The following is a 21,765-nucleotide window of genomic DNA, read 5'->3' as shown; positions in this document are numbered from 1 at the left end:
ACCCCAAGGAAAATTACTACATGCTTTGGACTCCCAAAAACGGGGGTCCATTGTATTTTAGTAAGTAAATTACTCGGCCGCTTATCATTAAATAACCTCCGAAGAGATTGTCACTATAAACAACCCTTCCACATGTACTCACCTCGTAATATATTACTCTACGACAGCAACTCTGAAAACATCTACGATCTCAATCCGCTCATACTCGCCAGGCTTTACTTCAACACAATATATAACTATGACATAGTTAACTTAAATAAAGATATAACATACATTTTACGAATACAACCTAAGATAATATAACTTATGTGTTGTCATATATGTTATTTATATTATTAAAATATTTAAGAGATTAACAAATCCCATCCTATCGACTGTTTACGGAATATACTAATTTGCAATGATTTATCCAATTAGCTGATTGTTTTGTTGAGTTATGTTGATGGTGTCTCTTTTGTTCAGCGGAAAAAAAGGAAATACTAACTCAGCGAATTGATATGTTTCCTCTAAATGAGGATATCCAGATAGCACAAATGTATCGATACCAAGGCCGAATATTCCTTCATCTTCTCTGCCACTTGTGTAGGATTGCAAACAAGTACTGCTTTAGCTCTACCACGAACGAGACCAACCACTGCCCAAAGGTTCGACTGATTTCTTCTAGCGTCTCTCTTTCTCCTTTAGGACGTCCTCCATAACTATGTTAACGTTGTCTCATTTTTCCTACGCCATGGACACAATTCTCTCTTTTTGTTACTAGGTGTAGGCACCGGTATTACTATCTATCATTGTACAAACTATTGGTTTCTTTTAGGAACTCACATAGCTGAAAAGATATTTAGGCTATAATGCACCAGCCATGGCCCAACCGTACAAATGGAGTGCAAATAGTTCCACCATACTCATGATTTGATTCGTAACCAAAATATGTAGATAAGGTATGTATCATTTTATTGCTCTCTCAAATTACCAATTTTAAATGTTTGAATAGTCCGAAAATAGTTAGTATAATAGAAAAAAGGTCAAGGAGTTGATTTCTTATGGAAAAGAATTTGCTTAATTCATCACAACCTGAAGTAAATGTCATGGATTCTCTAATTGCTGAAATGGTGTTAGACAAATCCCTACGTGATTTCCGAAAAGAGAAAATTCAAAAGAAAATCGACCTGTCCTTACGAGACAAAAATAAAGCAGAATTCCTACGATTAACAGAGGAATTAAAGAAAGTTTCTTAAAATTGTTTTATGTAATCCTCTCAAAAGGATCTTCCAGTGGAAGATCCTTTTATACTGCTTGTTGAGCTAAACCAGCACCCGTTTGTTGGATTCGGAGTCACCTTCGTTTATCTTTTTAATAGAAATCTTCTTGCTACCAGCTTGGATGTTCCTCCCATTGCCCCCATCATTCCTCTTCCAGAACCCGATGAATACCACATATTACGAAGTACCGACGGACTCTTAATAAGGAGAATACAACATCCCATAAGTAAAAGAAAATTGAGAAAGGTTATATTTTCATTGATTAAAATACTTAGTGCTACAACAAATAAGAAGATTTTCGCAATAATTGTTACAATCTGACTTAATAATTCGCGCCACCAAACACCCAAGTATTCATTATCATCAGCAATGACTGATACACAAGCCAAGGGAGATAGTAAATATAGGAACATGATGTCTGCATGGAATACTGCAACTGAGAACAAGAATGCTATAAATGCTACTGCAAATACGGCTAGTAAGATAAGGAGTGCAGCACCCTGAAAATGGAGCGTGTCAAAGTTATTTGGATCAAACATATCATTGATTTTTTCCTTGCTAACCTTACTTCCTTCTCCAATCATCCAGTTCCCCATGTTATAGGCGACCTGTTCTAACAAAATCTTCTGAATGAAGGGCATTGCAGGGATCAACAAGGCACTTTTTAACGTATTAACAATAACGGGTCCGTATGAAATGGCATCTCCTGCAGCGTTCCTTGACATGACTTCGATGATCTTATATAAAACAATGGTTACTGCTATTGTTGAGGTTAGGGCAAGCAAGAAATTATTGACTGTAGTAAAGAACTGAATTTCAGGATTTTGTTTTAGTAACAAATCATTACACATTAGAAGTGCCCATTCAATGAAGTCTTCTAACATCCCTTGAATAGCCTCAACAATTTTCTCCTTAAAATTAAACAAGTTTACTCACCTCTTATTTAGGGTCTTCAACTTTTACAATTTTCCAAACACCTTCCTGCTTCTCTAGGGTGATTAATTTATGATCAATCTCGTAACGTTCCATATCAAAAGTGAACTTTTTTTCAGTTTCATTTAAACTGACACTTTTTACTTTCGCACCTTGACTAAATAATAAGTTTGATTTTGTTTCACCGTTTGGTAGGTCTTCCGCTTTGTTTACAGTTAATATATATAATAGTAGTTTTTGACCTTTTTCGCTTAGATCCTTAGAGATTGCCTTAGCATTTTTCCCCTTAATTTTCTCCCATGCAATTTGATTTGCTTCATCACGTGTTTTTGCTTCAGCTAACTTTTCTTCATCATTAAAGGAAGTTAAAACGCTATTCATTACCTTTGTTGCTTTTTCTTGTTCAATCTTTGGATCAAATTGATTTCCACTGCCATTACATGCTGCAAGAAATGTACTTACCATTAATACAAGTATAAGCATTGCTATTTTTTTCAATTTAAAGGGCTCCCCTCTTTTGATGGATTAACGCTTGGAGTTGAATTCATTTGAGAAAAAAAGCTCATGGCAAGCTCTTCTTGCTTTTCTGCCTCTTTCTCAGCTTTTTTTATTTGTTTTTCATGCAATTCAATCTCCGCTTTTTGTAACGCTACTTTCCACTCATCCGATTCAATGTATTCTTCGTATTCCTCTTTTTTCTCTTCAAACCAGTGTAACACCTCTTGTGAAGGGCTATTTTGATAGTCTAATTGACTAACATAAAATGAGTTTGTAATATTTGGAAACAAGAGATATTGGTACGCCTTTTTCGCCTTTATTGGGTGTTTTCCAGTAATGATAATAATGCAATCATCTTTATGCATGGTTAGAATTTCATCTTCATTCATTAGGTTCCGTGCTGCATATGAGTAACTAGATGAAGAAGAAGTACTTGATGATTTCCCTTTTGATTCTGTGGATGATCCCGTTTCTACTTTGGCGGTTGTTTTTCCCATTAACTGTGAAAAGTATTTTGCGGTTGTTTCGTTTACATTTCCTAAGCAAATTTTTGTTCCACAGTTACCTAAAATGGATTCAGCTTGTTCCCGCCCATATTTTTCTTGCAATTGAGTTATGTTTTGAACAATCGTAAGAACACCAATTCCGTACCCACGACAGGTTGCTAAGAACCTTTCATAGTCCGGAAACTTCCCTAAATTCGGGAATTCGTCTAAGATAAAAACCACAGGATGAGGGAGTTTTGCCCTGTTTTGGGCACCTACTTTATACAACTCCTGAAACATTTGATTAAAAAACAAATTGATTAGGCCTTCCCATGTAGAATCCATTACAGGAATAATGACATATAAAGTCATTTTCCTTTTTCCTACATCCCCTAAGAAAAAATCTGAGAAACTCGTAAAACGTGAAACTGAACTGGAAGTAAAGTCTCCTATTGTCGTCAGCAAAGAAATGATAATGTTTGCTCTAGTTTTTTCTTGGGACTTTTTAAATCCTAACTCATATGCTCTTCTTGCTGGATGCGATTTATCTAGTCTTAAAAATTGCTCATCTAATTCACTGGCACCATCATTACTTTCCTCTGGATCAAACTCTTGTAAAAAATCCAAAACACCTTTCATGTTGCGTTGATTAGGCGGCAACTCGTGAACAGCATACAGGATTAATGCTTTTAACAAGCTAAACTGAGCATTATACCAAAAATCTTTTCGTTTAGGGTCATTTTTAGAAGCAACAATCGCATTAGCTACCGTGGATGCTTGGATTTCCTCCCTAACATAATCAAAAGGATTATAGCGATCTGAGTACTCCATTTCTGAAAAATTCACCACGTGTACTTCATAGCCTTGCCTTCGTTTAACCTCAGACGTCATTTCATAGACCTCACCTTTGGGATCTGTAACGACTAAGGAACACTCTTTTTCGTGTAACACATTCGTTACCACATACCCTTGTGTTTTGGAGGATCCTGGACCACCTGCTACAAAGTGATTTCTGTTAGGAAGGTTTGAATTTGTAGGCTGGACAATAACCGCATGATTCAAAATACCAGCTATGATTCCGTTATTGTCCATGTAATTTACAGCCATTTTACTTCTCCCCTTTCGTATCTAGCATACTTGCTTCAAGATCTTTCATAAGTTGTTTTATTGGAACCCTAACTGTCTCGCCATGTTTAAATATTTCATGCTTGTGAGCGAATCTACTTGATCCATGAACACCGTATTTGTCTGCTAACTGATATTTACCTTTAGCACCTTTCATAAAAAAAACAGCATAGAAGTATAATAGGATAACTGCCCCACTACCTAAGAAGAAAAGAGGATTTTTCTCTTCAATCATGTGAGTTGAATTCTCAATCGGATGCAGTAGGTTATCCGTTATAAATTCGAAATATGGAGCATCAGATAGATTATCCTGGTGCGCTGCAATAAACGGAAGAATTCCGGATATATTAATTACGATTAGTTCAAGAAGGATTAGTAAAAAGACCGTTAACAATAGGCGTAGTCCAAACATTTTCATGGGTTTCTCTCCTTTTGGATTACCTTTTAATCACTGCATAACTAGTTCTCTTCAAAGGGTTCGAAAGATCCCATTAACTCTAATTTATCAACTAACCATCTATCTCCGCTTTGAGCAAGCGTTACTTCATACATTTGGTTTTTTCTTGGGAATTGGCTTCCGCCCACTGAGTATTGTGTTTCCATGTTTACAAGAGCTTTTGCTTGGTTCTTTTCAACCGCACTTAGATAGACATTTAAAGCCTGCACTTCATTTTTGAATTCAATTTGTGTACTTCCCATTTCTCCAGAAGCTTTTAGTTTTGAAATGACGGACTCTGCTAGTTTATCGCGGACCTGATCAAAACGGGCAGCATAATTTTTGTTATCGTAATTAAATAATTCTCTAAAAGTTCCATCTACAAAACTTTTAATCTCTTCACTATGTTCAATTTCATAAAAGGCTTCATTCTGTTGAAAGGTAGTAAGTGCTTTTTCCTTTTTATGCGATTCGTTTTTTAACTGAACCATCTGTTTTTTGGTTTCTTTGTTTATTTCCTCTGCTTGGGTGACCATTGTTCTTTGACCAATGTACATAAATCCCAAGATCACATTTGCTAAAATAGATATTCCAAGCAGAACAGCCAATACTTTAATCAAGGTGTTTTCCTCCTAATGGATCACTCTACCAAAACCAACCAGATGGGATTGCCAGTAAGGAGAATTAATGTCATGGTTTCCTATACCTGAACCATTTGAATCAAACATTATTCCGTTTCCCATGTATATGCCTATATGTGTGATGTATTTGTCGGTCTCATATGTACCAGTATAAAAGACAAAGTCGCCGGGCTTAGCTTCAGCAGGTGAGATTTTTGAAGATACATCGTACTGTTCCTGAGCTGTTCGAGGTAGCTTTATGCCAGCCTGAGCAAATGTCCATTGTGTAAAGCCTGAGCAATCAAATCCTGTATTAGGGTGTGCACCTCCCCATACATAAGGCCAACCTACATATTTTTGTGCTTCAGAAATAATCACATTAAATGCTTGTTCCCCCAATGGAGAAACATCTCCACCACCTACAACCATACTGGTAGGCATTAGATTTTCCATCACTTTTTGTACATATGTAAAGTCGCCGTAACAGTAAGGCGCTCTCCAATCCGAACAGCTCCATCCTAGTTTGCTAGATTGATTCAAGGAGAACGATTGAGCTAATTCAACTGAATGTTTCCCTCCATTTGAGGCAACAAAATTAAGGTAACCAGAACCAAAATTATAAGATTGAACGATAGCAGCAAAATCAACTCCAGTTTTTTGCCCTTGTTGTAAAACTGATTTAAAATGTTTAACACCAAAATTGACGGACATCACAGGATCTTGTATAGAGTTCGGTGGCAGCCCAGCAGATTCAGAACTTTGCATAATATCTAACGTTTGAGAATTCCCTAATTCTTGATACATAAGAGCTAGAAGGAAATCTGTGTATTCTGCTATTCCATATTTGCTCGTATATTCACTAACTAATCCTCTCCATTGTGCAATATTTGGCGGGACATCAGCTGCGCCAAATGGTGAATTAATGTTATCAATCGGCTGTTGTTCAGAGGTATTCATTCCCAGCAGCAAACCGGCCATGAGTATGAAAGCGAAAACGACTCCTACTGTGATTTCCTTCCAGTTCCTAACAACAAAAACAATCCCCTTAACAGCGGCTAATGCTGCCACTTATTTCACCACAATTCTTTATTAATTTTCTCTATCTCGGCTATCGCGTTTTCAAGTTCCCTGTTTTTGAAATCAAGCTCTTTTTGTTTGACTTCTGGTTTTACGTTTTCGTTAATCTCTTTTATTTGTTGTTCTAACGTAGCAACTTGATTTTCCAATTCTTTTTTTCTAATAGCGATCTCTAACTCTTTGCTTTTCAGCTTTTCATTTAAACTTTTAGCATCTTCAAGATCTCCATGTTCTGTAAAGGCTTTGCCCATACGAAGCTGTTGGTCTTTATCTTTTGCAAATGCTTGCATCGATAACAAAGTGCTATAATCATATGTTAGTATTTTCTTTTCAATCTCCAAATAATCACTTTCAGCTTTTAACCCTAGTATTTCATCCTTTTTATTCGCTTTATATAAGGCCTCCACAGTGGGTTTAATTAAACGTTTATCGGTATCAATTGTCTTTTGATACTCACCCTTTTCAAGGTACACATTCGCAATCTCCTTATTACTGCCATTATTTTTTTTCAAAAAGGAAATGGCTTCATCGAGTTTTTCTTCACTGAGCATTTTATAAAACGTTGATTCTTGTTCTGCTTTTTTAAGTTCAACCGCATGGACCGATTTAATTCTATTTACTGCTGATTGGTTAATAAATAGAGCTACTGCAACGGCAGCAGTACAAATCCCAATCGATATACCCGCTATGATCCTCTTATGCTTCTTGGTTTTTTGTTGTTCCGTTTCCAATCCGATGAAATGATTGGTTTCTTCCTTCTGCAGTCTCTTGGAAATCAATTCTTTCAAATCCTCAACAGATTCAGCATTGTCAATTCTAAATAGAAATTCATCTTTTTCCTTTTTTAAGAGATTACTTTTTTCTCGTTTATATTTTTCAAAGGTGAAACGTGAAAACATAGAGATAATTAAAATTTTGTACTGTTCCAGCTTTTCTATATGGTCATCATAGGGTAACCATTGATTGCTTCTATATAGGAACTTTAGTGTTTTCATATCTTTAAAGAAAATGTTTCTGGGATGAATCAATACTATCTCTTTTACTTTATTTAACGGATCCATCTCCAACAACTCGTTTACTAAGGCCAGACGCAGTACACGTGAATATTCTTTTGCTGTAATGAGTGATTGGTAATCTTCCTCCATCACATAGTCGAGAATAAATCGATCGTTTTCTTTTTTTATATCACGTAGAGTAAAGAAATAAGGTGAATCTTCTTGAAGATCTTTTAAATCTTCTGATCTTTCGGCCAACACCTTATTTGCAGGTATTTCCAAACGATAGTGGTTATTTTGATGAATAAATAACGTTCCGAATTCGAATAATTGGATTTTCACCATTATGTCCTTCCTTTACAGTACAAAATTTTGTACTTCCTCTTTTTCAATCGGAGTCATTTCGTTCCTAGCTTCATAGTCTGGGATTTCGTCAGGATCCAACCCATACTTTTCAAAATATCGTTTTTTATTCCAAAGACGAAGTTCTTCTTGTGTAAGCTCCACCCTGATAAAAGCACGTTGAGATCCATATGTAATTAACGCTTCTCCTTGTCGTTTTGCACGTAATAAGGAAATCTCTTCATCAGAAAAGGATAGATTAATCTTTTTCACTACATCGTCTACCCCTTTATTGTCTAGACCAAAAAATACTTTTGTATGGCTGTTTTCAATCATCGCTGCCCCCAGGTTATCAGTGGTATCTAGAACATCAATAATTTGTTGTGTACCTGCAATCGCTCCAGCATTGTATTTCCTAAATCGTTTATACGCTTGATAGAAAAATCTCATAGAATCAGGATTTTTTGATAAGAAGTGAAATTCATCAATAAACAGATAAATTAACTCATCCTTTGTTTTTGTTACTTCGTCCCAGAGAAAGCCGAAAATGTTAAAGTAACAGGCTGCCTGTACATCTACTTCATTTTGAAGTGATTTTAAATTAAAGGAGAATAAGGAATTATTGATATTCACATTCGTGTGACCATTAAATAATGAGTTTGAACCATGAACATAACTTTCTAATATAAAATAAAAATCTTGGATTTTTTCATACCGTTCGATATCATTTTCCTTTAGTTCCCCTAGATCATTGTAAAAATCTTGAAGAGTAGGATAATCAGTGGCTTTCAGATTTTTAAAATCAATCTCTTCATTGATTGAAAAGCGATTATAAAGATGGGTTAGTGTCTTGTCTAAAATACTAGATTCAACCTGTGTTAAATCGGCTTTTAAAACTTTAAAAAACGCCTTAAGACGTTGGACCTTCTGTTTCACAAGGTCTCTGACGAATTCTGCATCCGTATTAAAATCTTCGGTGTCTGTAATTTCTGTTGAAAATATCTCCAAAGGATTGATCTTTGTTGCACTATTACTGCTAAGGTGTACCACTTCTCCACCGAGACTTTTCACGATATGGGAGTATTCACTTTCTGGATCAATGATATACACTTTGATTCCCATTGCGAAGCAGCGAAGAATCTTCTGAACCATAAATGTTGATTTACCAACGCCGGATGTTCCGATAACGACCATGTTTTGGTTTAATGTACGATGCGTATCTAAATAATCAATCGCTACTAATGAATTGGTTGTCTTATTAATCCCTTCCACTTGAGCCCTTGGGGATAGGTAACAAATTTCCGAATCATCAAATGGAAAAAAAGAAGAGGCTGTTTCACTGTTGCACATCTGATAGGTATAATCTTTTAATTGATTATCGCCTAATGGTAAAGCTGACCAGAAAGCCATTGGTGCAGCATAATGAGGGTTTAAAGCTTTCATTCTTAATTTTGTGCAAATCCTCTGGACATTGTCCTCTAAGGTCTTTAAATCTTCTAGGGATATCGCTTGAATGAAAATGTACGTGTAGAGATACATAAAGTTAGAACGGTTGGTTAAAACCTGATTAAGTTGGTATCTGGCACTATCAAGTTCTGATTGTAATCTGATACGCGTAGCTGGATCTCTTGTTTTTAATAGTTCAGCATCCTTATTTTTAATAGAGTCATTGTAATAACTAATCATTCCCTCAGAGTTAGCAGGCTCTAAATATTGGACAAAAGAAATGTTTCCCTTCAAGCGTTTCAAGTCAGAAAGCCAGTTTCCTTTTTGCTCTTTAGGATAAGAAACAATGGCCAGCACTTTAATGAAGTTTCCTCCACTTTCTATGAAACTCTTATTTTCCTTCCAAACAAAGGGATAGATAGAATTAAGCTCTTCTGTCTCTAAAACCCCATATAGCAAGTCTTGATGGCTTTGTTGCATCTGTTCTTCTTGTTTATTTTCACGTTTTTTCAATGGAAAAAGTGTTGCTAAAGAAAAGGGCATGATTTTCTCCTTCCCGGGTGGTTAAACGTAAAGTTTCGACATTTCAAAATCAAAGTATCGGTAAAGCAGAGTTAACGTATCTTTTTCAGATAATTTTCTTATCGCTATATCGTAGGCCTCGAAAGTAGATTGTAAAGAGTTTGATATTTCCTCCACCTTTTTTGTTAAAATACTTTCCGCACGTTCTAAATCCTGAAAAGTACGTTTGTTCATTTTCTCCCTTATAACAATAAAGTGTTGTTTGGTGGACATTTCATCTTTAACCCTGATACCTTGGAAGTGATCTATATATGAGGCGATTAATTTTCTCTTATAATCATTTCCGGCATTCTCTTTATTTTCAAGTTCTTGAAGATATCGTTTTTTCCAACCTAAGTTGTACGATCTCAAATCCACGGGAACAGTCATTGAGATGGTTTGTATTTGATCGTGGACTTGGCTCATTAAAAGTGATCCATAGTCTTCAAATAAGCGATTCTGTTCATACTCAGCTAATAAATCCATATTGATACCACTTACTTGCAAAATGGAAGTTAAGTACCCATTTTTCAAAAGTACATAATCCTTATATATACCTTCTATCACGCTTAGATCTTGAATCGTTCTTTGACCCTTTTTTACAAGGGTGTCCACTTCATAGTCAAACTCGGTTTTATCCATTTTCTTTTTATTGTTAGCCATGGAAATCATCCCTTTTATTCGGTTTCATAAAGAACAACTTCTGTCTACTGTTGTAATTAAAAATTAGTTTCAAATAGCTACTGTAGGTTATATTTGGACGAGATGTAATGGGACGTAAAACAGCAAAAGTAAAAGAGCTTAATAGCAACAATGCTACAAAGAACATTTTGACCATCATAAACCCTAATGAGTAGGGTGGAATAAGAAGGATTCCTGCTGCAATGACAACTGCCGGCAAAATAAATTTAAAAAAGTTTCCAATCGATAAACCTTTCACTATGTTATAAGATCGGTTTACATTGTCAGGGAAAACAAACGTTTTCCCCTTCCGTTTATCTTCTTGTCCTAATAATTCTTTAAGTATTTCTTTCACATCATCTTTAGTAGTCATCCTTACCACCTCGATTAAGCGAATAACCCATATACCCAAGGAACAATCCATACAAGAGCCGATGCTAACCCGACCCCTGCAAGTGCCATTCCTACCCCTCGGAACATTTCATTTTTCGTATGCGGATCGTCTACGCCAGGTAATTTTTTAATGATAATCCAGACACCCACGCAGATACCAACGATCACCACAATGCCAGTTAAAAATGCTTGTATTTGTTTTAGCCCTTCCTTCACCTTCGCCTCAACCTCCCCAGCAGCAAAAGCATGCTCCGGTATGAGATAGAGTCCTACCATAAGAGCTGCAAACAAAAGTATTGGTTGTAATTTTTTTAGTGTTTTCACTATTCCTCTTCCCCCTTTATTATTACTCACATCTACCCATGAATTCGATGGTCGGACCAGATTCTTTACCTATGTATCTTTCATTCTGTTTTTCTAATTGAATATAATTAGTCAATTTTTCTAATTGTTTCTTTGCTTCCTCTTCAGAAAAGTAAGGTGATAGTTTCTTTACCCTACCATTCCCACTTAACTTCCCAATGTACGAACCTTCTGTATTTGAAATCACTTCAAAATCATGCTGTCTTGTTTGAAGCTCTTTATTTATCTCAATTCCATAAAAAGCAAGAAAACCTTCTCCAATCGAACGACTATCCATGATAAGTTCATCAAACGCTACTTGGCTTCTTTGATTGTTTCTTACTCTTTCCATCCATTTTTCAGCAAGGTCAGGTAACCTGATGTACCTTTCTTTTTCATCCTCTTCAAAGGAGATTCTAACGTCTTCATGATCTTTGGATATACTGTTTAACGTGACAGTCTTCCCTATAAGATCAGAGGGAATATGATGTTCCTCTAATGTTCTACGAAGAGATTGTATCCTTAATTTCGGATCGATTTTCAGTTCTTCTTTAACAACAAAGGTTCGAGCTTGTTCAATACTTTCATAAAATAATAGGGTTTTATAAGGTTTTACTAAATTGAGTCGAAATTGCTTATTATCTTGAAGAGAAAAAACCTTCCCGTCTTTCGAAAGAAAGAACGATTGCCCTCGGAACTTTTCGAATTCGTAGGTTCCCAACGTGCTCCTAAGCACTTCCTCTTTGGATTGAAAAACATGAGTGACTTTGTGAGCTTCTTTGGACTCATGTTTATAAACACCATAAAATTGACCATTTTTATGAAAAATCTGAAGAAAACTTTTATCTTTTTCGACCGGAAAGGATTCTACCAAGTCTCCGTTTACTTGAAATAGATCTGGCTGCCGTTCTTTTATTAAAGCGTAATACAGTTCGTACTCAGCTTCTTCCCTCTCTTCCTTCAATAATGAAAGGTCATTGCCAACCACGAGCCTTTTTATATCTAATTCTTGTTGCCTTTTAGTCTGTTCGATCATTTGCAAAATGTAATCGGCGATAGTGAGCATGGAATCATTAACGGATCTTTCGATAGAATCGTTTCTCAAAAGATAATCCCCTTTCTGGTCAAAACTGATGCTATAAAGGGTCTATAAAAATTGGTCATGTTTGAAAAAGGATAACTTCATAAAGTTATGATTCAATACTGTTCTTATTGAAGTTTAACCCCGACTTATATTGGATTCTTCCTTATTAAGAAAGGCTTTTTTCATCCTTGTAGTCCTGTACCAAGTTATCTAGCAGCCGATTGTCAGTTGAGATAAAATATCTTTGATCCCACAGACTACCACCCTTTTTTATTTTTGTTTCCGGAAACTCCTTATATAAAAACCTTGCTGTTCCACCTTTTAGAGCTTTCATGAGATTGGGTATGTAATGAGTCGTTTTGCAATTGATAACTAGTCTAACGCTGTACCCATGGATCTCCATTCCCACGATTTTAAATTCATGACGAGTGGAGGCGTTTCTAAAATAGGACTTTATAAAGTCTATTTCCTCTTTCTCTAGCACTATGTAATTATTTGTAAAAAATGCAATATGATATTGCAAACAACTCACGTGGTATTTGTTTGAATCAATCTCATACATATGTATTTTTTCTCTCAACTCCCTTATATGATATTGTTACATAGTGCGAATATTTGTTCTATTTATATTTTAACAAAAATTTACTATTTTCGATATATTCAGATAGTACTATCTTAAAACTATATTAAAAATGAGTCATTAGCATTGAATATGGTAAAAACGCCCAACAATAGTTGTTAGCTTTAGCAGACTTAAGTCTTATGGTTTCGGTATTACTTTTTAACAACCTTTTTTCTTACTTCTGTCTATTTCTATTCGTTTTACTTTTAATAGCTACCAACCTTTATTAGCTCTCGTCACCTTCAGGTGACTTATTTCTGGACCTTCAGGTTGGCGAATTTTGGAATAATTACAGTATTTGAAATCGGCAAAAATCCTGGCTGAATGCTATATAGACAAAAACTCTAACCGCGATTTGGTTAGAGTTTTTCTATTTACCTATTCTTCTTTCATTATGATTCGTAATCATCTTGTTAAGTTATTAAAGGGCCAGTACTTTTTTACATAACAATCGGAATTTATGTTTTTTTAAGATCCCTTCTCAAGAAAGAACTATAAATTGTATTAACCACTTATCTGTTGTAGTAAACAATAAAATTAGAGATGATTTTAATAATAAATTATATATTAATGTATATGATGATATATGTTTTGATTTTATTACAAATTATGTTTTTATATTATATTTTTACTCAGTAGTTGAAACCCTGGCATCCCCCTTTTTCATTTGTCATTTGCCCTTTTATATAAAAATTACTAGAATATTATCCCGAGTTTTGAGGCATTTAATTGAGACACTATAAATATATTTCTGCCGTGAGCTGCCGGAGGTCTCATTCGGGTGTACCTAAATGAAACAGTTTTTTCAAAAGGGCTCTGTTAATTTATTGTTGATTATTCATCAAAGAAAAAAGACCAATTTTAGATTGGCCTTGAGTAATGTCTTGTTCAACTAAAGCACCCGTTAGTTTGAGTACAACCCTTCACAATCAAGTTGATGGTTAAACGTAATACGCATCTTCCCAATAGAAGAATGATTAAAAAAGAAGAGGTAAGACAATCAGTATGCTTTCTCTAATAAATAAATTAATCTTTCTTTTACTGACCCCCATTCATCATCAATAATACTGTAAAATATATTGTCGTGAATGGTACCGTCTGCCTTTACTCTATGTTTACGAAAAGTTCCCTCTTTTGTGGCTCCAATTCGTTCAACTGCTTTTTGTGAACGTAAGTTTTCTCCACTAACTGCTAATTGGACACGAATGACCTTTAGTTCTTCGAAGCAATACTTAAGTAATAATAATTTACATTCTGTGTTTACCTTTGTTCTCCAAACTTTTGGTGAAAGCCAAGTCCAACCTATTTCCACATTACGATTTACTTTATCAATACCACAAATTTGAGTTGTCCCTATTACTTGACCTTTCAGATTATCCTTAACAATAAAAGGTATATGTTTCCCGTTTTTTTTATTGTTAACAGCTATCATTAATATTTTCTCTATATCCTCCACTGTGGTAACTTTTCGCCAGGAATATTTCCATACTTCAGGGCTTTTTAATGCTTCAAATAATTGTTCCTTATGCTTCACCTCGAGAGGAATAAGTGAAATTGAATTTCCTTCTAGAGATACATCTGTTTCAATTATCATAGAAATACTGTCTCCTTTTTAAATCGAATTTTCTTTCGTACATTTTGAGTTAGGTATGGCACCACAACACATTCCTTTACAGCCTTTGCAAGGTCAGCTTCATTCCATCACCTCCAATAATTTAATGATTTTTTTCTTTACTAAAGTTAGCGTTCAAACTTGCAGGAACAACAAAAAAGCCTTTAGAACGGCTCAAAGAATAGCTCTTTAAGCACTGTCTAAAGACTCGAATCTGCGTATGTCTTATATGTTAAAAATGAAAAAGATTTAAAAAATTCGTACTATAAGTATACCATTTTTTTAAATCTATATCAATATTTTCAATATTCGAAACTAATTTCCTCTATTCACAGCAGTTCTTCAACTAACCGTTAGCAATAGGTAAGCGTTTGAGGTTATCTCCGGCTTTTCCCCTGCTCCGCACGGAACGTGCCAGTTTCCAAGCATTCCGCGGTCCATCTAACGATGGTCTTGTTAATTATAAGTTTCAAGTTACTCTTGTTGACCTGGGTTATTTAATTCGTTCTAATTCACATTTTTCCCGATATTTATTAATTTTCTGTAGCATCGGTTCTGTGATCCCCAAGTTTTTCATGAGTATATTCATCTTAACTGTATCTGTCATATGGATAAGTTTATGTACATCTTTATGTAGGATGCGTAGGTTATGAAACTTGTCACTTCCACCGGATTGTATAGGAATATAGTGATGACAGTGCACATCGTGTGCTTGGAGGAATAATCCTGTGATTTCACAGTTTCCTTTCTTCATACTGTATCGACTAATTCGATTATCCATATATTCGACACTGCGTGTCGGGATGTTCGATTCCATCAATAAAGCTATTTCTTGCTTGATATTCTTATGCAAATTCTTATGAATATGCGCACGACCTTTCACCGTGAATGGTGTTAGACTTTGTGTGAAGCTAATAACGTTTTTTGTCTGAACGCTCGCGAGAGGAAAAAGGTGAATACCAGCAATTTCATAGGTCTTGAATCCCACGCTATAAAATTTCTTATAGGTTGGAGGTGGATTCGTTGGATGTGCATATTTCCCGATAGGCTTAAGACGATTGTACATCATTGCACGTATTTCATAGGCAAGACGTGAGAACGCTAAGTTGACGTGTGTCGCTCTGTTAAAGTAATTATGTAGCCCTAAGACAAAACTATTAAAGAGTAAAGCATTTTGGGCTGTTGGTGAGGAACGTAGTATATCGATTCGTTTCTTCGCTTCAGCTTTTATTTTCTGTATTTTCTCAGTTCGAACGAAAGTGTGAGCTACTCGTTTTTTACCTTTACGGTTTGCGCGTATGGCGAATCCAAGAAAAACAGATTCATGTTTACGTAGATTAATAATCTTCGATTTTTCTGGTGAAATATCAAGTTTTAGACGTTCCTTTAAAAATAGCTTTACTGCGTGATACCATTTCTCTGCTGTTTTCCAATCTCTACACAGTATTTTGAAGTCATCTGCGTAACGTACTAAATAACCTTCTTTTAAGTGAGTACGCTTTTTTGCTAGAAGTTCACCTTCCCTAGTCTTGAATGATTTGTGAAGGGGGAATAGTTCCCATTGATTCGCCACCCATTGGTCCAATTCATTTAGCGCAATGTTCGAAAGCAGCGGTGAGAGTAAGCCGCCTTGCGGCGATCCTTTTGTCGGAATGCCCTCTCCATCTACCTCGGCTTTCAACATTTTAGATAAACAAGCAATAACTTGTCTGTCTCGAACGCCTAGATTCCACAGTTGTTTAACCAGCAACGTATGATTAATATTGTCAAAAAAACCGCGTTTAGCGATATAAGATAGAACTATAAATAAATTGTCCATAAGGTCGAAAGATCTTGTAATATATTTTAGAGGAGAAATTATTATGGATTCTATTATTGAAACATATCGTGAATATCAGACTGTAATCCAGGGATATACCCCTAAGGTTGTTTTAAGTTCTTGGAGGGGATTGAAGAAGCTAATTAAACATCTAGAAGATCGATCTCTTAACTTCGATACTGTTACACTTGGCGATCTTGAAAACTATTGTATCGAACGAACAGATGGTAAATCCCTCGGTTACCGAAATCTTATAATTAGTCAGATTCGTACTTTTTTTACCTACTACCAACAACAGGAGTATCGAATGGACAATCCTAGCTCCCATTTGTCTTATACTAATCTAGATGCTCATCAGGAACTACCTGAAATAGCTTCTTTAGAGGAAATTCAAGATTGCATTAAAGAGTTAAGAAGACAAATTAATTCCAGTTTAAATAGGCGTCAGTTTGATCCCATACGAAAACGAAATTTAGCCTTGTTCTCCCTTATTTATGCCACCGGCATTCGAGCTGGGGAAGCTGCTAATCTTCTTCTCCGTGATGTCATTTGGGAAGAACGGGTGCTTTGTATCCGAGCCGGTAAAGGACGTAAGGATCGACGAGTACCTCTTATTGGGGAGGTTCTAGAATTGCTTCAAGAATATCTAGCCACGCGTAAGGACTTGGATGTAGATGCCCCACTGTTTCTTACCTGGAGAAAAGAAGCAATGAACAATAATTTAATTGGGGTTACCTTTAAATCTTACTCTGAAATGTGGATCAAACCATTACGACCACATCAGTTACGGCATACCTGTGCCACACACCTCTTTCAACAAGGGGGAAACATTGTACAAATAAAAGATTGGCTCGGTCATAAGAAAATTACTACAACACTACATTATGCAAGAATACAAAACCCTGAGATTGCAACTACGATTGAATCTCATCCCATTAATGAATTGGCAATTTCGAAGCAGCCGAAGCTCAAATCAATGGATAAAAATTCAAAGAAACCGATGAATACGTTACGGCGGCAATACACTGTCACTTTGCCTTTAGTTGAACCCCTTATCGGAAAGTTAGAGGAACAGATTGAGGAGTTTCTACGAACGGCAAATGGGATGAATAAATACACAAAAGGCACAATAAAGGAATTCCGTTATAGCCTAACTCGATTTGCTATTGGTTGTCCTAACTGTATTGAAAATGGCATTGAATCATTGCGAGGTGTGGACGTAATTCGCTGGTTGAGCTCTCGTAGACAGGCTGGGATTTCTCAATGTACCATAGATAAAAACTTGTCCCACCTTCGGTCTTTTATTTCCTATGCCATGGATCGTGGTTGGAGATCGGACAACCCAATGGAGGCGTTGAAAATAGTTCCAAAACAATCAAAAGAACAATCTTATTTAACAGAAGATGAAATGCTGTCTTTACTATCCGCACCTGACCGTTCTACTCAAGAAGGTTTTACTGACTATATGACTCTTCTTGTTCTATACACTACTGGTCTTCGTGTAGGTGAACTTAGTAACCTTAATATTGAAGACGTTGATGTGAAAAAGGGATGGGTTCATGTTCGTGAGGGTAAAGAGCGTGACAGACAAGTTGCCATTCCAAAAGCTGCTTTGAATGACTTCAAGCAATATCTTGGATTATATCGCAAGGAAAAATCTGGTCCATTCTTATTAAATCTTCAGGGCTCGCGGATAAAACCTTGGACTGTAACTAGACGTATTCGTCACTATTCAGAAATCGCAAAAATACAAAAACCTGTGAGCCCACATACAATTCGTCACACTTTTACAACTCACCTCATTCAACGTGGTGGGAGAATTGAAGTTATCGCAAAGGCTTTAGGACACAAGACATTAGCTGAAACAAGTACCTATGCTCATTCAGATTTTGAAGATCTTAGAAAAGCAGTGAGCTTGTTACGTAAAAATATCCCACCATTGTCAGGAGATCATACAAATGATGAATGAATCTACGATTCAAGACTTTCTAGAATATTCACAAATGGTTCGAGGTTGCCGTCCAAAAACAGCTGAAGCTTATGCCATTGACCTAAAAGTATTTCATACTTTTTGTGCTGTTCATTATCCACATGTGGATAATCCCTCAAAAGCTAAATTAGTTGTGGATTATATTCGTTATCTTCGCATTGAACGAAACAATGCCTCAGCTGCGGTCGGACGGAAGTTGGCTACTCTTTCTGCCTTTATTGACTTTCTTATCCTGATGGAATTGCTAGATTCAAAACAAGATCAACGTAAAAAGTGGCCGAAATTACTGGATACACCAAAGCGCCTTCCAGACGTCCTTGAAAACAAGGAAATGCAAGATATTCTCTCACAACCAGATACTACGACAATTCTTGGACGGCGTGATCGGGTTATTCTTACGTTGATGTATTCCGCTGGCTTGCGCGTTAGTGAAATCTGCTCTTTAAGATTAATAGATATCAGTTTCACTGAAAAACGGATTCTTATTTGTGGAAAAGGAGGTCGTGAACGGTACGTCCCACTTGATTCCATTGTTGAGGAAGCCCTTGAAGAGTACTTGGTTTCCAGAACTAGTAAGATTTCAGAACTCTTTGTAAGCAAAAAAGGAGGGGCACTTACTCCACGCGCAATTCAATACATGGTCAAAAAATATGCAGAAACAGCTAAAATCCAGAAAAAAGTGACTCCACATAAATTGCGGCATACCTGTGCTACCCATCTTCTTCAAGAGGGGGCTCATTTGGTGTCCATTCAAAAGTTACTTGGGCATAAAAGTTTATCCACAACTCAAATTTATTTACACATTACAATTACAGACTTAAAAGAACTTTCAAAGCAGCACCCAATGCGTAAAATGCGGACTATCATGGGATTAAAGGGAGATTCCATCAGTTCTTTTCAGACACCTTACGGTGCTCGAACAGGATCATAACGAAATAAACAGCAATACTGCGAATAAGCTAGAATATAGAAGGATTTTAGTTACTTACTTACCTAAACGGCTTTATTCCGTCCTAAATTAATGTCGCTAAAACCTTTAATATCAATATCTACAACGTAATGAAGTTTCGAATGGTTAACGAGAAATTGAACTCTTGCCATAGCATGGTGGGTAGACCGTAGAGGTCTAAATCCGTAACTATGATTGTAAAAATGAGCCTCCGCAATTGGCTCTAGCACTTGTTTAAAACACTGTTGAATTATTCTATCGAGTATACATGGAATGCCTAGCGGTCGCATTTTGCCATTATCTTTTTCTATTAGTTTCCGTCTTACTTTCTTAGGACGATAATTCTTGAGCTGCTTTTGTATTTCTTCAATTAATTCGTTCTCGGTCCATTTCTCAATATCTAAGATGGTTTTCCCATCTGAACCTGGGGTCTTCGACCCTTTATTTGACTTGATTGTGCGATATGCTAATAAAATGTTATTCCTCGACGTGATGATGTCGTAAAGGTAATGGAATTTTTCTTTATTTTTGGCTCGTTGATGTAAGTCTGTAAAGGTGTCGGTCATGTCGTAATAATCCCAAAATCGTAGAGCTTGCACTGTGGCATCATTCCTTTTTGAAGCGATGTTCCCACGTTCTTACCCGACCGGTGCAATGCACGTTTGAAAAATAATCATTAACTATCGCTAGACTTGGGGCTGTTCCTCCACCTCTATTACCGAGGCTTCGTTAGTCGTACCCCTACCCTCATAAGGACAAATGCATTTCGCCATAATACTTATAGCAACCGTTTCGGGTGACAGCCCTTCAATCAACGTTCCTTACTTTCCAAGTACCTTATAACCTAGCTATCTATTCTAAACTTAGGTGCTTCCTGTAAGCCTGTGAGCTGGATACCGCCATTGTTCGGTATAACGTGTTTCAGAGAGGCAATTTTTACTCCACATCACTCACCTCATCGTAAGATGAGACAATAGTTTCCTATTGTTTGTAACTTTAGACCCGTAATAACGATAGGTAACCTACTAAGTGTAAAACTCTTGCGAGTTCCATTCTCTTTTTAGTTTTCCCTCGTCCCACACCGTGCGTGAGACTTTCATCTCACACGGCGCTCCCTCGAAAAATTATGTTTTCTTTATCATTCAATCATGATTTTTCCTCTGGACCTTATGATTTTTCTATTTTGTATTTAGAACAACGTTAGTTGTTCATATCTAACTTCATTGTTGAAAATATCTAAATTATTTTCTTTTTCATTGATACAATTGTTCCCCACTAACACTCTTAATTTATCCAGCTTTTCAATGGCTATTTTATTCAGATTTAGTTTTTTCCGGAGAGCCCTTATTGTTGCTGTTTTTGTTGCGTGTATCAGCTTGTGAACGTCTGATTTGATTAACGTTAGGTTTTGGTAGCTGTCATCACGTGTTATATGCCACGGTATTTTATGATGACAACGCATGTCTAATAAATCTAACTGCTCGCCAGTTACCGAACATTTTCCGTTCTGAGCCACATAAAGCGACAAGCGATTGTCGTTGTATTCTACCGTCGCTCTACCTATTAGTATAGGGTGTTCTCGTAACCATTTAAGTTCTGTTTCGGATACGTTTGTTAGGTTCTTATGAATTAACTTTCGTCCTTCTTCAGTGTACTTGTTGATGGCATTACGTTTCATCATTGGATTTTTATTTCTAACATCGGCGAGATGAAGTATTGGACTTTTCATGAGGTATCGAATGTATCTGTTCTCTCGTTTAGTATACTTCACTATCCCTTTGTCTTTGCCCCTATATTCCCCATATCTAGTAAAACCATTTGTATACTTGTCGTTCGGCTTGCTTTTTGGAAATCGGTTGTACATTTGTTTCTGTAGTTCGTAACCTACTCTTTTCAAGTCTAGGTTCAAATGCGTAGCGATTTCATAATAATTATGTATCCCAATTATCATGCTGTTGTACTTTGCGATTTCCTTAATGCAGTTTGAGCTGTTGGGGGTTTTTTGTATCTTTTTAATTTGCTCAGCTAGTTTCGCTTTCGCTGTTTTTATTGCTTTTTGGGACATGTGTGTTTCCGCCACGTACTTTGTTGCACCTGTTTTTGTTTTGCCTTTTTTAGTTGCTTTAAGCGTGAACCCTAAGAATTCACTCTTTTGCTTCTTTAAGTTTGTTACCTTTGATTTCTCTTTTGAGATTGGCAACTTTAGGCGCTCTTCTAGCCACATTTGCACAGCTTTAAATATTTTCTCTGCGTTGCTTCGTGTGGCTGTGAAGATTTTGAAATCATCTACGTAACGTACAATGTACATTGGCTTCAACTTTGTTTTCTTCAAGGCTCTGTTGTCTCTACCTGTTCTACCTTCTTTGTTTTTATATTTGAAGCTATGTCGGGTTTTCGCTGTTTCCCATTGGTCACTTATCCACCAATCAAACTCATTTAGGTTGACGTTAGCTAATAAGGGACTGAGTATCCCCCCTTATGCAAAGAAAGTAATTA

The 21,765-nt window shown here is 36.3% G+C and carries 19 protein-coding genes and 2 pseudogenes; 3 read left to right on the top strand and 18 right to left on the bottom strand.

All coding sequences use genetic code 11. The features are described 5' to 3' along the window. Positions 1-405: 405 nt before the first annotated feature. Positions 406-682 (bottom strand): annotated as a pseudogene (locus J7E66_RS31590) (alkanesulfonate monooxygenase); the annotation flags it as partial. Positions 683-1,040: 358 nt separating this feature from the next. On the opposite strand from J7E66_RS31590, the gene J7E66_RS04445 reads away from it, so the two are divergent. Beyond that, complete coding sequence (locus J7E66_RS04445; protein WP_214998212.1) at positions 1,041-1,235, top strand: IDEAL domain-containing protein; 195 nt, start codon at positions 1,041-1,043, stop codon at positions 1,233-1,235. Between the two features lie 107 nt (positions 1,236-1,342). Here J7E66_RS04445 and J7E66_RS04440 read toward each other — a convergent pair whose 3' ends face one another. The 15 genes from J7E66_RS04440 to J7E66_RS04370 form a co-directional block, all read right to left on the bottom strand. Then, entirely contained in the window at positions 1,343-2,185 is an 843-nt protein-coding gene (locus tag J7E66_RS04440) for a conjugal transfer protein TrbL family protein (protein ID WP_214998211.1), read from the bottom strand. 13 nt (positions 2,186-2,198) lie between these two features. After that, complete coding sequence (locus tag J7E66_RS04435; protein WP_214714024.1) at positions 2,199-2,690, bottom strand: hypothetical protein; 492 nt, start codon at positions 2,688-2,690, stop codon at positions 2,199-2,201. Beyond that, positions 2,687-4,282: a VirD4-like conjugal transfer protein, CD1115 family gene (locus tag J7E66_RS04430; RefSeq protein WP_214998210.1), complete on the bottom strand. Its 1,596-nt coding sequence runs from the start codon at positions 4,280-4,282 to the stop codon at positions 2,687-2,689. The genes J7E66_RS04435 and J7E66_RS04430 overlap by 4 nt, the downstream gene beginning before the upstream one ends. A 1-nt stretch (position 4,283) precedes the next feature. Then, positions 4,284-4,718 (bottom strand): hypothetical protein, encoded by a 435-nt coding sequence (locus tag J7E66_RS04425; RefSeq protein WP_214998209.1) that lies wholly within the window; start codon positions 4,716-4,718, stop codon positions 4,284-4,286. A gap of 41 nt (positions 4,719-4,759) precedes the next feature. Beyond that, positions 4,760-5,356 (bottom strand): hypothetical protein, encoded by a 597-nt coding sequence (locus J7E66_RS04420; protein WP_214998208.1) that lies wholly within the window; start codon positions 5,354-5,356, stop codon positions 4,760-4,762. Between the two features lie 12 nt (positions 5,357-5,368). Further along, positions 5,369-6,424 (bottom strand): bifunctional lytic transglycosylase/C40 family peptidase, encoded by a 1,056-nt coding sequence (locus tag J7E66_RS04415; protein WP_214998207.1) that lies wholly within the window; start codon positions 6,422-6,424, stop codon positions 5,369-5,371. Between the two features lie 5 nt (positions 6,425-6,429). After that, entirely contained in the window at positions 6,430-7,773 is a 1,344-nt protein-coding gene (locus J7E66_RS04410) for a type VII secretion protein EssB/YukC (RefSeq protein ID WP_214998206.1), read from the bottom strand. Between the two features lie 12 nt (positions 7,774-7,785). After that, positions 7,786-9,759, bottom strand: coding sequence for a VirB4 family type IV secretion system protein (locus J7E66_RS04405; RefSeq protein WP_214998205.1), 1,974 nt, complete (start codon positions 9,757-9,759; stop codon positions 7,786-7,788). 21 nt (positions 9,760-9,780) lie between these two features. Next, complete coding sequence (trsD, locus tag J7E66_RS04400; protein ID WP_214998204.1) at positions 9,781-10,440, bottom strand: TrsD/TraD family conjugative transfer protein; 660 nt, start codon at positions 10,438-10,440, stop codon at positions 9,781-9,783. Beyond that, positions 10,433-10,831 (bottom strand): hypothetical protein, encoded by a 399-nt coding sequence (locus J7E66_RS04395; protein WP_214998203.1) that lies wholly within the window; start codon positions 10,829-10,831, stop codon positions 10,433-10,435. Before J7E66_RS04395 ends, trsD begins: the two co-directional genes overlap by 8 nt. A 14-nt stretch (positions 10,832-10,845) precedes the next feature. Beyond that, a complete protein-coding gene (locus tag J7E66_RS04390; protein WP_308162460.1) occupies positions 10,846-11,175 on the bottom strand; it encodes a CagC family type IV secretion system protein in 330 nt (109 codons plus the stop codon). Positions 11,176-11,197: 22 nt separating this feature from the next. Then, on the bottom strand, positions 11,198-12,298 hold the full coding sequence (locus J7E66_RS04385; protein WP_214998202.1) for a hypothetical protein: 1,101 nt from the start codon (positions 12,296-12,298) through the stop codon (positions 11,198-11,200). Between the two features lie 145 nt (positions 12,299-12,443). Then, a complete protein-coding gene (gene tnpA, locus J7E66_RS32755; protein WP_214998201.1) occupies positions 12,444-12,839 on the bottom strand; it encodes an IS200/IS605 family transposase in 396 nt (131 codons plus the stop codon). A gap of 1,060 nt (positions 12,840-13,899) precedes the next feature. Further along, the gene (locus J7E66_RS04375; RefSeq protein ID WP_214998200.1) at positions 13,900-14,493 is read right to left on the bottom strand and encodes a GNAT family N-acetyltransferase; all 594 of its coding nucleotides are present in this window, start codon (positions 14,491-14,493) and stop codon (positions 13,900-13,902) included. 511 nt (positions 14,494-15,004) lie between these two features. Next, the gene (locus J7E66_RS04370; protein ID WP_214998199.1) at positions 15,005-16,330 is read right to left on the bottom strand and encodes a reverse transcriptase domain-containing protein; all 1,326 of its coding nucleotides are present in this window, start codon (positions 16,328-16,330) and stop codon (positions 15,005-15,007) included. Positions 16,331-16,373: 43 nt separating this feature from the next. Here J7E66_RS04370 and J7E66_RS04365 point away from each other — a divergent pair, with 43 nt between their 5' ends. Further along, a complete protein-coding gene (locus tag J7E66_RS04365; RefSeq protein ID WP_214998198.1) occupies positions 16,374-18,299 on the top strand; it encodes a tyrosine-type recombinase/integrase in 1,926 nt (641 codons plus the stop codon). Then, a complete protein-coding gene (gene xerA / locus J7E66_RS04360; protein WP_214998197.1) occupies positions 18,289-19,251 on the top strand; it encodes a site-specific tyrosine recombinase/integron integrase in 963 nt (320 codons plus the stop codon). The genes J7E66_RS04365 and xerA overlap by 11 nt, the downstream gene beginning before the upstream one ends. A 62-nt stretch (positions 19,252-19,313) precedes the next feature. Here the strand turns inward: xerA and J7E66_RS04355 are convergent, their stop codons facing one another. Both J7E66_RS04355 and J7E66_RS04350 read right to left on the bottom strand, forming a co-directional pair. Continuing rightward, positions 19,314-19,868 carry a reverse transcriptase domain-containing protein gene (locus tag J7E66_RS04355; RefSeq protein ID WP_374103825.1) on the bottom strand — a complete coding sequence of 185 codons (555 nt, stop codon included), beginning with the start codon at positions 19,866-19,868 and terminating at the stop codon, positions 19,314-19,316. A gap of 590 nt (positions 19,869-20,458) precedes the next feature. Beyond that, positions 20,459-21,745 (bottom strand): annotated as a pseudogene (locus J7E66_RS04350) (reverse transcriptase domain-containing protein); the annotation flags it as partial. Between the last annotated feature and the right edge of the window lie 20 nt (positions 21,746-21,765).

It is taken from the genome of Bacillus sp. ISL-7 (assembly GCF_018613065.1).
Note: the sequence above shows the minus strand (reverse complement) of the source record. Positions and strands in the feature narration are given on the sequence as shown.

Excerpts from the sequence above, each read along its gene's own strand:
- xerA (WP_214998197.1), top strand. The coding sequence starts at position 18,289 with ATGATGAATGAATCTACGATTCAAGACTTTCTAGAATATTCACAAATG.
- J7E66_RS04375 (WP_214998200.1), bottom strand. The coding sequence starts at position 14,493 with ATGATAATTGAAACAGATGTATCTCTAGAAGGAAATTCAATTTCACTT.
- trsD (WP_214998204.1), bottom strand. The coding sequence starts at position 10,440 with ATGGCTAACAATAAAAAGAAAATGGATAAAACCGAGTTTGACTATGAA.
- J7E66_RS04430 (WP_214998210.1), bottom strand. The coding sequence starts at position 4,282 with ATGGCTGTAAATTACATGGACAATAACGGAATCATAGCTGGTATTTTG.
- J7E66_RS04395 (WP_214998203.1), bottom strand. The coding sequence starts at position 10,831 with ATGACTACTAAAGATGATGTGAAAGAAATACTTAAAGAATTATTAGGA.
- J7E66_RS04445 (WP_214998212.1), top strand. The coding sequence starts at position 1,041 with ATGGAAAAGAATTTGCTTAATTCATCACAACCTGAAGTAAATGTCATG.
- J7E66_RS04370 (WP_214998199.1), bottom strand. The coding sequence starts at position 16,330 with ATGGACAATTTATTTATAGTTCTATCTTATATCGCTAAACGCGGTTTT.
- J7E66_RS04410 (WP_214998206.1), bottom strand. The coding sequence starts at position 7,773 with ATGGTGAAAATCCAATTATTCGAATTCGGAACGTTATTTATTCATCAA.
- J7E66_RS04425 (WP_214998209.1), bottom strand. The coding sequence starts at position 4,718 with ATGAAAATGTTTGGACTACGCCTATTGTTAACGGTCTTTTTACTAATC.
- J7E66_RS04365 (WP_214998198.1), top strand. The coding sequence starts at position 16,374 with ATGGATTCTATTATTGAAACATATCGTGAATATCAGACTGTAATCCAG.
- tnpA (WP_214998201.1), bottom strand. The coding sequence starts at position 12,839 with ATGTATGAGATTGATTCAAACAAATACCACGTGAGTTGTTTGCAATAT.
- J7E66_RS04405 (WP_214998205.1), bottom strand. The coding sequence starts at position 9,759 with ATGCCCTTTTCTTTAGCAACACTTTTTCCATTGAAAAAACGTGAAAAT.